Raw genomic sequence first — 13699 nt, forward strand, 5'->3', positions numbered from 1 at the left:
CTTTCAGGCGGAGGTGCACTGGACACGGGCGGCGTCGCCCGCGTGGTGGGCATAGGTCTGCTGCGAACCGGACCAGTCCAGGCCCCGGTCGTGCAGCTTCACCGTCAGCACGCCGCCGGTGATGCGGACGTCGCCCGCGCTCACCCACTGGCCCCGCCGGGACGGCTGGTCGACGTTGAAGGACCGCAGGATCGGATCGTTGCCCGTGGCTCCCGCGTGCACCGTGTAGTAGGCCGGTCTGCCGCCGACCGCCTTGATGTCGCTGTTGTTCGGGATGTGCACCGAGACCTGGCAGGTACCGGAGGTGACGGCGCCGGTTCGGAAGGTCCAGCGCAGCGCGTTCCCGGCGTCCGAGCCCGTTTTCCCGGACATCGGCAGCGAGAGGAAGCTGCCGTTGCAGCCGTCGCCCGAGTGGCCGCCGGAGCTGTACTTCTGCCAGCCCTTCTTGCCGTCCGTGTACCAGCCGCTGTACGTGAAACTCGCACCGCCGCCGACGCAGTTCGGCCCCGCCAGGGCCGAGTACCGCTCCTTCGCCGGAGGGGGCGGGGGCACCTGGGTGGCCGGCTTCTGCGGAGCGGCTGTGGTCTCCCGGGGCGCGGCGGGGACCGTGGTGGGCGCGGGACCGCCTCCGGCGGCGGAGGTCGGATCCGGGCTCTGTCCGGCACGGGGCGCCCGGGAGGAGGGGGGCGCCTGACCCGCGCCCACTCCGGCACCGATCCCGGCGACACTCGTGGCCAGGGGGCCTTTCCCCGCGACCGGGGACGTCTGCCCCGGGGCGTTCGTCGTCCCCGGTGCGGGGGTGCCGGGCAGCGCGGAGCCCTTCTCCGGTGCGTCGGCCCGCGGCACGAAACCTCCGGAGCCGCCGTCGGCCTGGCTGTACCCGGAGGGGCGCGGCGGCACGGATCCCGGGCCCGAACCGCTGCCCCCGCCGACCTGGGAGAGCAGCAACGGCACGCCCATCAGGACCACCCCCGAGGTGGCCGCCGCCGCGATCATCGGCTTCGACAGGCGCCGGGCGGGTCGAGGCTCGGCCCGCGCCGCCGCCAGGGCAGCTCCGGCGGCCCGCGCGGCGAGGCCGTCCGCGTCGGAGGCGGCCTGCGTGCCCTCCCCGGAAGCGCCCTCGGCGCCGGTCGTTCCCGTGTCGGCCTCGGCATCGCTCCCGGTCTCGCCGTCCCCGGAAGCGCCCTCGGCGCCGGTCGTTCCCGTGCCGGCCTCGGCATCGCTCCCGGGCTCGCCTGCGACGGGGACGGCCGGGGCGGCGCCGGAAGAAGCGGTCGGGGGCGTGGCCGGGGTCTCCGGCTCGGCGACGGCGTCCGGGACCGGTTCCGGTGCCACGGCTCCCGCGACCGGCCCGCTTCCGGCCGCTCCGTCCGGCTCCCCGCCGAGTTCTGCTCCCGGCTTCCGCCCGGGCTCGCCCTCCGGCTCCTCGCCCGTCGGCTGCCAGGCGACCGCGGGCAGGCTGATGGATGCCGCGCCCTGCCCGGCGGCTCTTCCGGTCCGTACCTCGTTGTCGTCCACCGTCATTCCCCTCGGTCGTCGCGAACCCTCCGCGCACGTACGAACGGACCGGCGCCGCTCCGTGGTTCACCACTCCGGTCAGCCCAGCGGATGGACCTCGGTCCCTTCCGGCGCCGGGGTCAGGACGAAGGCGGCGGCGCGCTCGACGACGTCCTGCCCGAGGGCGCCGGGCGCCGTGTAGCCGGGGTCGCCCAGGTGCGCCAGCAGCTCCGGGTCGGGGGCGAGCGCGTAGTGGGCCAGGTAGTACGTGACGGTGTCCGTCCACACCCACTGCCCGTCCGTACGGAAGGTGAGCGGCACCTCCGCGACCCGGGAGGGGTCGAGCACGTCGTCCATCAGGACCGGCGTCGCGAGCACGGGCGTCCCGGCCGCCAGCCGCTCCAGCAGCAGGGCGTGCAGCTCGGGGTTCTCGACCACCGGGTGGTCCGTGGCGAAGCCCGGCCCCGTCACCGGGTCCGCGTGGTCGAAGACGGAGGCGAGCCGGAACTCCGGCCGGGGCGCGAGGTCGGTCATGGCGGGTTCCTGTCCTGGGGTTCTGGGCGGGCCGGGGCGGCCCGGCGTTCCGTGAGCTCCCGGGGGAACGTACGGAACACCGGGACCGGTTCAGATCCACCAGCCTGTCGGCGCGGTCACGTCCACGAGGACAGGACGAAGGAACCGGGGGTGGGAGACGTGGTCGTCTCTGTCGTCGCCTCCGCCTCCGCCTCCGCCTCCGCCTCCGCCTCCGCCTCCGCCTCCGTCTCCGGAGTCGGCTTCGGGCCGACCAGCGGCCGTGCCGCCCCGCCCAGGAGAGTGTCCGCCTGCTCCGGTCTGTGGCCGAACGGTACGACGGGGGAGGAGTCCCCGTCCGGGGAGCCGTCGTCGACGAGATAGCCCTCCGGCGCCGGAGTCGTCACCGGCACGTCGCCGGGGGACAGCAGGCCGTCCGGCGGCATGTGGGCGCCGAGAAGGGCGGTCTCGACCGTGCCGTCCCCGTCCGCCGGCAGGGACAGCCTGACCCAGTGGTCGGGGGTGAGCCGAGGCTTTCCGTCCGGTCCCCAGACGACCTTCTGGGCCACGACCGTGTGTCCGGTGGCCGCCGGGTCCGTGCCGGTCAGCGAGGGGACGAACCACAGCGCGGACCGGGGGGCGTACGCCGTGAGCGGCAGGCCGGGCCGCTGCTTTCGCAGCTCCCGCAGCGTGTCGGCGGCGTACGAGCGCTCCACGTCCCCGCCCAGCCCGCAGGCGGCGAACCGTAGTGGCTTCGCGGTGTCCCACACCCCCTCGTCGGCCAGCCGGGACAGTACGACGGCCAGTTCGCCGGGCGTGACCCGCTGCCCGCGCCAGACGGGCGCCCCGTCGTTCCCCGTGATGTGACTGGCGAGCGTGAAGAACCGGTCGTCCCGGGGGAAGCGTCCGACGGCACCGCGGATGCGGTCCGCCTCGGCGTCGCCGGCGTCGGGGTCGACGAGGTGGCGGGTGCCGTTGTCCTGGTGGGAGAGGGCCAGGGCCTCGACGAGTTCACCGATCCGCTCTTCGGAGGTCCGGACGGTGGCGGGGGCGCCGTCGAGGGCGTCGGCAGGGGTGGGGGCGGAGGGACGCTCGTTCCCGAACTCGATGAAGAGGTCTCCCCCGTCCTCCTGGTCCAGCAGGTTGGTGACCTCCTTCTGCTTCTTCGGGACGTGCGGTTCGGAGTCGCCCTTCATCGCGTTCTTCTCGTCGCCGAGGTACTTCGCCTCCTGTCGCATCCGCTCCCCGCCGACGCGCCGGTAGTGCTCCCTGAAGCTCTCCTCGCTCTCGAACATCGTCGCGAGCTCGTGGTACATGCCCTCGTAGTCCCGGTGGGGGGAGGTGCCCTCCGGCTCGTCGAGCATGGTCGCGATGCCGTAGTGCCTCTCCAGCTCGGCGAAGACGAACCGCAGCGAGGACCTTCCCCGAACCGGGGACGTCTCGGCCGTCCTGGGGCCGGTGCCGTAGGGGTTGTCCGGGTTCAGCACGAGCTTCTCCTTCTCCGGCACGGGGGCGAAGAGCTCGGTGAAGGTCTTCTGACCGGGCTTCACCGCGTCGAGCTCGCGGGACGAGATGCTGAAGGAGGGCGCGGCGGAGGGCTTCGGCAGGGGGGCGAGCCCCCGCTTCTCGCGCTCCGCGTTCTCCTCGGCCCGCTGCCGGGTGATCCTGGCGTTCTCCGCGGCCCGCGCCCTCTCCTCCGGGGTGGACCGCGGCTCCTTGTAGCTGACGTACTTGCTGTAGGTCGTGTAGGAGGAGAAGTCCGCCTGGTAGTACTGGTGGAACTCGTGGAAGAGCCGGCGGATGTCCTCGGTGTCCTCCGTGGTCAGCTCGGCCAGGCGGCGCACGTCGCCGTCGGACGTCACCGGATCCCGCCCCCGCAGCCTCATGTACGACTCCACGATCCAGTGGAAGGTCACGTCGCGGTTGAGCCTGCCGCTTTCGGCCTTGGCTTCGGCGTCGGAGCCCTTCGGCCGGAGGAAGTGGTGCTTGTCCCGGTAGTAGAAGCCGAAGGGGTCCGAGTCGACCATCATGACGGCCGCCCTGTACGCGAACCTGGCGGCCGGGTCCTTGTCGACGTCGCCCCACAGGTAGCGGTACCGGTTCATGACCTCGACGGCCCCCCGGTGCTCGGCCTCGTGGTCGTGGAGTTCCGCCTTCCTGGCTCTGGACCTCCCGTCGCCCCCGTACATCAGCTTCGAGTTGGCCTTCTCGATGTCGTGGAAGAGGATCGCCTTGACGACCGCGTCCACGGGCACCAGCCGCTCCGCGCTGTCCCGGTCGCGGTGGGCGAGCTTGAGGTACTGGCCCAGGACCATCTGCGCGTGCTGGAAGAAGGTGTACCCCTCGCTCGTCGCGCAGATCTCCTTGTAGAGGAGGCCGAGTTCGGGGTAGTCCCGGATCAGGCGGTCGATCACCCGGTGCAGGGACGTGCCCTCCCGCCACAGCTCGGTGAGCTCCTTGCCCACCTGGCGCTGGAGGTGGGCCTCCTCCGGCTGTCGTCGCCGCATGTCGTCGAAGTCGTGGACGAGGGGCGAGTCGGTGATGTTGAGGTCGGCCTTGACCTCCTGGCTCTGGAGGGAGAGGACGAGTCCGATCTCGGCGTGGGACGCCCAGGGCAGGACCGTGTTCTTCATGAACTTCTCCACGACGGCACGGGCGTGGAGGTCGGCGGGCGACTCCAGGTCCGGGTCGGGCGTGCCGAGGAAGTCCAGGGAGATCGGCTCGCCCTGCCGGTCCGGCAGGTGCCGCCCGTGGTCGCCCAGGAACTTCCTGAGATCGTCGAGCCGCTTGCCGAAGGACAGGTTGGGCCGGTTCCCGTAGGGCTCCGGAGGCATGTCGGGTTCAAGGAGGTGTCCCACCCTGCGGTCGGCCGGCCGCTGCCGGGACTGGCTCCACGTCTCGTGGAACTGCCGAAGCTGGCTGGATATCCCCCGGAGGACGTCGGGGGAGTTGACGTGCCCGGCGTTCTGGACCCAGGGGTTGTAGCGGTCCTTCAGCTGCGGCGCGTCGACGGACGGGATGCCGAGGCGATCGCGCAGCACGTCGACGTGGACCGACTCGCCGTCCCGGTAGTCCCCCGTGTACTCGTCGGGGGTCAGGCCGGGCCTCTCCCTGTTGCCGTAGTACGTGATCAGGGAGTTCGGCCGGATGCTCCTGCGCAGCAGGAGGAGGTTCTCGCCCCGCACGCCGAACTGGTTGCGCTCGCCGGACTGGTCGGTGTTGACGGGCCGTCCGGCGAGGGGGCGGTCGACGGTGGGCTCGGGGTCCTCGTCGGCGCCCTTGGACTTGTCGGTCTCTTTGTGGTCGGGGACCGGGACGGGAGCCGAGCCCCGCGCCTGGCTGTTCCACCGGTCCCGGTAGATCCTCTCGACCTCGCTCTCCGGATCCTCCTCGGGATCGCGCAGGCCCTCGGGCGTGAGGGACGCGCTGCCCCGGTACGGGTGCCCGAGCGAACCGGCGTCGTGCTCCGGAACCGAGGCCGACGTGATCTGCTGGTAGACGTGCAGGGGGACGAGGAAGGAACGGATGAGCGGCTGCTTGTCCGGGAACTGCGCCTGGTACTTCATGGCCCAGCCGATGGCCCGCGCGGGGGTGCCCATGCCGACCCACAGGGTTCCGCCCGGCTTGTCCCCCGTGGCCACGACGACCTCGCCGGTGTCCTTGTGCTGCTGTACGTCCTTGTGTTCGGCGGTGAACTCGTGGGCCTTCTCGTGGGCCGTCACCGTGTCCCGGCTGACCACCGCGGTGTAGAAGCGGACGTACGGCTCGCCGTCCTCCATCTCCACGTCCACCTCTCCGCGATGGATGTAGTACGCCTGCTGGAACTCGTAGTGGCCCGAGGTCTGAGGTGCGTCGTCCTGGTTCGCTTCCGGAGCGCGGTTCGGCCGCGCGCTTGCGCTCGCGCTCGATTCGGCTTCCGTCCCGGGCTTCCGGTTCTCCTCGGCCGTCGTCTGCGGGTCCCTCTCCTTGTCCTTCTTCCTTCCCTTGCCCCCGCCGTCCTTCGGCTTCAGGTCCTCCTTGACGTATTTCAGGGTGGAGTCGAAGGGACGGTTCGGGCCGGGGTAGCCGACACCGGGCAGGCCGAGGACCGGCTCGCCCCGCTCCGGTCCCTCGGGCGGCCACGCTGTGTCCGGGCCGACCTCCAGCAAGGTCACCAGGGAGCGCCCGGAGTCCGTCCGCTCGAAGGAGGCCACGTGGACGAGCGTGCCGGGTGTGAAGATCGACATGTTTCCCGTCAGGTGGCGCTGGCCGCCCCCCTGTGCCGTCTGCACCTGGATGACCAGGTTGTGGTTGTCCGGGAGGTCGGACGAGGACTTCCAGAAGATCCGGGGACCGGTCAGGTCGTCGAGGGAGACCGCCGTGCGCTCGGCCACGGGGCGGTCCGCCATCCGCCGGAACAGATCCACCGCCTGGGCGGTCGTCTCCACGGACAGCGTGAGCCTGGGACGGTACGCGCTCTCGTACGTGACCTCCGCGGAAGCGGTGGCCCGGCGGCGCCGGGCCGTCCAGGACCCGTCGCCCGACGTGTCGAGCCCCTTGAGACCGGTCAGGCCTCGGGAGACGAGGGTGAAGCTCGCCAGGCTGGGCGCCGCCTCCGCCTGGGCCCTGCTGATGGCGTTCTCCCGCCACAGGTCCTGCGCCAGCCGGTGGATCTCCTCCTTCAGCAGGAGGGAGACGGCCTGGGCGCGCTGCCAGCCGGTCTTCTCCGCGGCGCCCGGCCGCAGGTTGTTGCCCGCCGCGACGATCTCGACGCGCAGCTCACCCAGGTCGGGGGCGCCGACGCGGCGGACCAGTTCGGGGAAGAGCTCCGCCGCGAGGTTCCGGAGCTCCGTCTCGTCCTGAGGGTTGAGCGTCTTCTCCCCCTTGCCGAAGGAGACGGTCCGCTTCTTGAGGTCGGGCAGGCCGTCCACCAGCATGCTGACCGCGACGGCCTCGTCCTCGCCGTCGGTGTCGTCGCCGAACCGCACCGCGTCCTCGTGCTCCGGGCCGGTCTCGTCGCCGTCCGTGAGGCGCACCGCGTGGGCGGGAGCCCCGTCGTCGCCGACGGGGGTGGTCTCGGCGGTGTGGTCGGGGGCGCCGGTGTCGGCGTAGCGGTGCCAGTCGGCGCCGCCGAGGACGGTCATCCGGCCGTCAGCGGTCACGCCGACGTGGCGGGCGGTGAACACCCGATCGCCGCCGGGCACGTACCAGACCGGCGCGTCGGCGGCGAGAGCGGTGAGCGGGCCTTCCTCGCCGTTCTCGGCGCGGTGCTTCCACAGACCGCTCATCACCGTCCTCACGGTGGACCCGTGGACGGGGGAGGCCAGGTCGCAGCCGGTGAAGTGGATCTCGGTGACGCCGTCGAGCCGGCCCGCGTCGTGGGCGTCGGTGAGCGCCTTGAGGAGGACGGCCGGGTCGTTCGGGGCGTCCGGGTCGGTGTGGGTGCCGACGACGAAGACGCCGGGGCGCGCGGGGAGGGCCCGCAGGGCGGCGGCCCGGGCCGGGGAGAGGGCGCCGACGGCGATCCCGGCCGGAATGTCCCGTACGGGGGAGGGCGACGGCACGGTCCACGACCCCGGACCCTCGTTGTCGTGGAGGACGGAGCCGGACTCCGTGGCGTCCTCGACGGCCCCGAGGTAGCGGCGGGGCAGGGTCCCGTCGGGAAGGATGGACGTCGCCATGACGCCGGACGCGTCGGCCCGGTCGGGCGTGTGCCGGAACAGCGTCTCCGCGTCGTGGTAGCGGTCCGGCAGTCCCGCGTAGTGCAGCAGCTCGTGCAGCAGCATGGCGTCGTCGCGGCCGCGCACGTCCGGATCGGAGTCGTCGGCGTGCAGCCGCAGGTTCAGTTGGTCGGAGCGGGTGTCGGGTCCGCGGTCCCTGGTCACCCGCACCAGGTCCGCGCCTCCCCGGGAGGTCGGGATCAGGTCCACCTCCATGTGGAGTTGGTCGCTGGTGCGCGGCAGCCGGAAGCCCAGGTTGACGTGGCTGTCCAGCAGCCCCTGCATCCGGGCGCGCAGCGCGGCCGCGTCGGCCGCCGAGAAGGAGGCGTCGACGGCCACCGGCAGCGTCACCCGCACCAGCCGGACGGGCCCGCCCGGTGCGCCGTCACCGTCCTCGGGCACGACGAACCGCTCGACGTCCGCGCGGATCAGCGTCCGCCGGCCCGCGAGTGTCCCGTTTCCGTTCCCGTTCCGCCGGTCCGCCGTGCCCGGGAAGGGGCCGGCGGCGTCCGGGTCCGCCGCCGGGTCGAAGCGCTCGGTACGGACCCGTGCGGGCGGAGGTACGTCCTCCCGGCCCGGCGCCCACCGCCACGACGCCCACCGGTCGGCCGTGACCGGCCGTTCGACCGGGACCGCCGCCTCCGGCCGCTGCAGGCCCGGCAGGGTGCGGGGGGAGTTCTCGGGGACGTTCGCGGCCGTGTCGACGTCGTCGTCGCTGTCGTCGCCGCGACGGGGACGCTTGGTGGGGTCCTGCATGACGACGTCGCCGTCCGCGTCCCTCTTCCTGCGGGAAGAACCGGGCTGGGGCTGGGGCTGCGGCTGGGACACGGGCTCGTCGAGGTCCATGTCCACGTCCATGGAGGTGCTCTCTGCGGGCTCGGTCTCCTCCTCCTGCGCCGCGTACCTCCGCCGCAGTTTCGCCATCTTCTCGTCGGCGATCTCGTCGGGGAACCTGCCCTCGTCCGCGACGTGCCTGCGCAGGTCCTTCTCGCGCACGATGCGCATGCTGCGGTAGTAGTCCCGGCCGGGTGCCGAGGGCGGCGCCTGAAGGGCCGCGATGTCGTCCGGCAGCTGCCGGTCGGGGTACTTCGCCCGGTAGTACTCGGCGAAGGCGGCGGAGCCCGCCATGACCTCGGGCAGGGAGTGGTGTCCCTGGTTGAGGAAGGCGGCGATGATGGCGAGCCGCAGTGTCTCGTGGTTGATCCTCGGGTTGGGCCGGTTGTCTGCATCGCGGAACCATCCGCGGTCGGTCATCAGCTGGAGGTACCGGTGGAACATGAAGCCCGAACCCGACGTGCCGGCCGTGACCAGGTGTCCCTGGGTCTGCTTCATGTACAGGAAATCCGTCGTGAGGCGGTAGCGGGCCCCGCCGGGGATCCACCGCACCTTCTTCCCCGCGTTCAGGGCGAGCGGCTTCTCCCGCTCGCTCAGGCGGGGCACGATGTCCGCTTCCTTGAAGCTCTTCAGATCGGCGGCCAGCTGCCTCCACGTACGGTCGAGCCTCTCGAGTTCCTCCCGTTCGTTCTTCTTGGCCTCCTTCTCCGCCTCGGTCCCGTCCGGCATGGCGGAGACCTTCTTCCGCAGGTCGGGCAACGCGTTGGTGAGCTCGCGGTACTCGACGAACCGGGGATTGTCCTTCCGGTACGCGCGCTCGTCGGTGATGGAGGACGGCGGGTGCGGGGTGTATCCGATCCTGGTGCCGAGGGTCTTCGAGGAGATGGCGTTGAAGAACAGGGCCATGCGTTCCCGCAGGTTCCCTTCCTCCACGACCTTCTTCAGGGCCGCCCGGTCGGCTCCCACGGCACCGGACGACTCGTTGCTGTTCGTGCCCAGCAACTTGTGGATGCCCTCCACCTGCCGGAGTTTGTCCCAGAGGACGCCGGACAGCTCCTTGGCGAGGTCCTTGACGTCCTCCCGCCGGGCCAGGTAGGCGGCGAGTCTCTTCTCGTACTGGACCGATGCGTCCGCGTAGTAGATGCGGTCCATGTCGTCGAGCGAGGCGTCGGAGGCCCAGGAGGGCAGGTCCTCCTGGTCGTCGTCGGGGCGCCGGGGCCGGCGGGTGCTGGGCCCCTCGCCGTTGCCGGTCAGCGGGGGATCGTCGTCGTCCTCGGCCCTGCCCTTGCCCTTGTCGACCGGCGGGCGGTCGTCGCCGTCTCCGAACTTGACCGCGTCCGGGTGCACCGGGTCGACCTTGGGGGTGCGGAACAGGAAGGCGACCGCGTCGTCGGGGAGGGCGTCCGGATCGGGGGTCGTACGGACGGGGGTGTGCTCCGGGTCGCCGCTGTCGCCGTACACGTGCCAGGCGCCCCGGTCCACGACGGCGATCTTCCCGTCGGGAGTGAGGCCGATGTGCCGGGCGGCGAGGAGATGGCCGCCGCCCTCCGTGTCGCCGTCGGCGGTGGGCACGTACCAGACGGGTGCGTCGGCGGCGCGTGCGGTGAGCGGGTCGGGGGAGGCGGTGCCGGTCGCGGCGCGGTGCTTCCACAGGCCGCTCATCACGGTCCTGACCGTGCCCTCGTGCACGGGCGCGGCAAGGCTGCAGGCGGTGAACTGGATCTCGGTGACGCCGTCGAGCCGGCCCTCGTCGTGGGCGTCGGTGAGCGCCTTGAGGACGGCGGCCGGGTCGTTCGGGGCGTCCGGGTCGGTGTGCATGCCGACGACGAAGACGCCGGGGCGCTTCGGGAGGGCCTGGAGGGCGGTGGTCTGGGCGGGGCTGAGGACGCCCAGGGCGATGCCGGAGGGGATGTCCCGGACGGGTGGGCCGGACGGGGTGTCGATGTTGTCACGGTTGCTGCCGCTGGTGCCGTCGTCGTGCTCGATGGTGTTCTCGTCCTCGGCGACGTTCTCGTTCCTGTGCGCGCCGCTGCCGTCGTCGTCGGACGTGTCGCCGGCAGGCGTACGGGTGCTGTCGTTGTCGGCGCGGGTGTCCGTGCCGCCCGTGTCCGTGTCCGTGTCCTCGACCTTGGCACCGTCGCCGACGTCGAGGTACATGAGCTCGTCGGCGCCCGGCATTTCGAGGTGATCCCAGTCGTAGGGGGAGGAGACCTCGGGCGTCACCTGTGACTGTGCCTGCCCCGGGACGTCGTTGTCCTGGGACGGGGCGGCGCTGAACCGGTCGCCGCAGCTCAGGGTGACGGGCCTGCTCTCCGGCGCGGGGGCCGGGACCTCCGTGCCGTCGCCGAGCAGAGAGGAGAGGTCCGAGGAGACGGTGGCCCGGGGCAGCGCGGCGACGGCGGTGTCGCCGGCGTCCTCCTCCACGGTCAGGACGTCGTCGCCCTTTCCGTCCGACACCAGGTCGCCGTCCGACTCGGTTCGGAACAGCGGGTCCTTGGCGATCTCGTCGCCGAACGACGGCCCGAGGTCCAGGTCGAGCGGCGTGAAGGCGTCGCCGTCCCCGCCGGCCGTCGCGTCGGGCCGCTGGGGCGGGTCGGAGAAGAAGGGGGTGCCGCTGATGGGGTGGGAGAAGACCCACTTCACCATGTCCTTCATGTCCTGCTTGAAGCTGGTCTCCTCGGTTCCCGCGGTGGGGCGGGGAACCGGCCACGGTGCCGGGTTGCCCGTCATGTTCGACACGAACGAGGCGATGTTGATGGGGTGCAGCAGCCCGAAGTACTTGCTGTCGGTGGGGTTGTCGGCGTGCTGGTGGGTGAGGACCCAGTTCTGGTACTTCACCATGACCGGCTCGAACGCCCGGTGCAGACCGGCGCTCAGCGCGCCCATGGCCACGCCGGAGGCGAACGGACCGCCACTCACCGAGAACGTGCCGTCCCCGAAGATCACGTTGTAGAAGCCCTCGCTGAGCATCTCGTTCGTTCCCTCGTTGAGGAGGGAGGCGACCGCCCCGCCGAGCTGGTACATCGGATTTCCCTGGAGCGGGTTCTCCTGCTTGAAGATGCGGGCGAGGGCGTTGCTGTGCTCGGAGCGGGTGAACAGGGTCGGCAGCGAGTCTGCGAGGTTCTTGAGCGGCGCCAGGTTGCCCAGATCGCCCATGGCCTCCGTGAGCAGCTTGGGCAGGTCGGCGTGGTCGGCCCCGGCCCGCCCCCACTTCTGGGTCAGCATCTTGCCGAAGTCCTGGCCCGCCTGCTCGGCGCCTTCGTGCTTGAGGTGCTTCTTGAACACCTCGCCCATCTTCTCGGCGAACGAGTCCGCGATGCTGCCGGCGCCCTGCCGCATGAACCCGGTCTCCAGGTTGCGGGTGACCCCGCCGAAGAGCTCGCCGATGTCCTTGGCGAAGGCCGAGCGGGCCTCCGGGGTGGACAGGAGGCCGTCCAGCGGGTTCTCCACATCCCCCGCGGTGCGGCCGACGGACCCCGAAGCGTCCGACGCGTCGGGCAGCTTGGAACCTGCGCCCGCCGTGGGCACGTCCCCGGAGCCCGTCCTGCCCGCGCCCGCGCCGGCCGTGTCGCCGCCCTCCGTCCTGTGCGCGTTCGGAACCTCGGGCTTCTCCGCGCCGGGTACGTCGCCCTTGCCTGTGGTGGGGAGGTCGCCCTTGGCGGCGCCGGGTACGTCGCCCTTGCCTGTGGTGGGGAGGTCGCCCTTGGCGGCGCCGGGTACGTCGCCCTTGCCTGTGGTGGGGAGGTCGCCCTTGGCGGCGCCGGGTACGTCGCCCTTGCCCGTGGTCGGGAGGTCCCCCTTGCCCGCGCCGGGCACCTCGCCCTTGCCGGTGGCCGGGGCGCCCGTCTTCCCTGCCGCGGGGGCGGTCGGCTTGTCCTTGGCCCCGGCGCCGACCGGCGTTTCCGTTTTCGGCCGGCCGGTGGCGGGCGGGGACATGAGGTCGCCGCCGGTCTTCGGCGGGACCGGCGGGGCCACGTCGTTCTTGGGCGGGACCGGCGGGGCCGCCTCGGTCTTCTTCGGCGGGACCGGCGGAGGGGTCACGTCCGTCGGCGGCGTGTTGGGCGGGGACGGCGGCAGGTCCTCCTTCGCCTTCGGGACCTCCGGACCGCCCGGCTTGCCCGCCCCGCCCGGCGGCACATCGGGCTTCGGGTTCGGCGTGACGTCGTCGAGCTTGTCGTCGATCTTGTGGAGGACGTCGTCGACGCGCTTGCTGATGATCGAGGCCGGCGGCTTGCCGCCGAGGAGCCGGCCGAGGATCTTGCCACCGTAGTGGGACAGGATCTCCAGCGGACCGGCGACCACGCCGCTCAGCGCGCCCTGCTTGACGGAGTCGAGCAGCGACTCCGTGTTCCAGCCCGAGGTGTGGCCCACGCTGAGCTGGTACAGCTGGATCACCGTGTCCTGGAAGACACCGCCGACGATGCCGATGAAGGTCTGGCTGATGATCGTCTGGAGCAGCCAGCGGAAGAGCTGCTGGAGGCCCTCGCGGGTCGCGGCGAAGAGCGCCGACACAGGGCCCCACACCGAGCCGAACGTGAAGGCGGAGAAGAGGGTGGCGAACAGGATCTCGGCCAGCAGCTGCACCAGCTGGAGGATGGCCATGATCTTCGTGTACTCGACCTGGTTGGCGACCTTCAGCGCCACGTCGGACAGCTGACGCGACAGCTCCGCCGTCTGCTCCAGCTGGTTCGCGCCCGCCGTCTGGCCCGTGAGGTCCCGCATGGTGAGGAGGAACGAGTCGGCGGCCTCGCCCTCGAAGTCGTTCTTGACGATCGGGATGAGCTCGATGACGTACCCGGACAGCGTCTCCAGGTCCTCCGCGACGGAAGCGTAGTGCTCGGCCACCCGCCGCATGTGGTCCTCGTCGGCCTCGGGCCACTCCATGCCCGACACGAAGGCGAGGAAGTCGGCGATCCCTTCCGGCGGGTTGATGGCCATGGCGTGGAGGTCCTCCGGTCGGCGGGCTGCTGTGCCCGGGAGAACGGCGAGGGCCGTCCGCGCGGTTCAGCACCCCGCCCGCGGGGGGCGCGGCCCCGCCGCCGCGGAACACGTACATAAACATAATTGGCCCCCAGCCGGTGTATGTGTATCGCGGCCCCCAAAAAGTGTTATATAAAAAAAATACCCTGACCACGCAAAATTTATTGTATAATAATGTG

At 71.7% G+C, this 13699-nt stretch carries 3 protein-coding genes; all 3 read right to left on the minus strand.

The annotated features are described in order from the left end of the window. Nucleotides 1-3 precede the first annotated feature (3 nt). The 3 genes from ACFV2S_RS05680 to ACFV2S_RS05690 all read right to left on the minus strand — a co-directional run bounded on the left by ACFV2S_RS05680 (nt 4) and on the right by ACFV2S_RS05690 (nt 13478). On the minus strand, nt 4-1518 hold the full coding sequence (locus ACFV2S_RS05680; RefSeq protein ID WP_385554545.1) for a hypothetical protein: 1515 nt from the start codon (nt 1516-1518) through the stop codon (nt 4-6). A gap of 78 nt (nt 1519-1596) precedes the next feature. Then, on the minus strand, nt 1597-2031 hold the full coding sequence (locus tag ACFV2S_RS05685) for a hypothetical protein (RefSeq protein WP_385554547.1): 435 nt from the start codon (nt 2029-2031) through the stop codon (nt 1597-1599). Nucleotides 2032-2147: 116 nt separating this feature from the next. Then, a complete protein-coding gene (locus tag ACFV2S_RS05690) occupies nt 2148-13478 on the minus strand; it encodes a hypothetical protein (protein ID WP_385554549.1) in 11331 nt (3776 codons plus the stop codon). Nucleotides 13479-13699: the final 221 nt, after the last annotated feature.

It is taken from the genome of Streptomyces sp. NPDC059695 (assembly GCF_042733785.1).
Classification (GTDB): domain Bacteria; phylum Actinomycetota; class Actinomycetes; order Streptomycetales; family Streptomycetaceae; genus Streptomyces.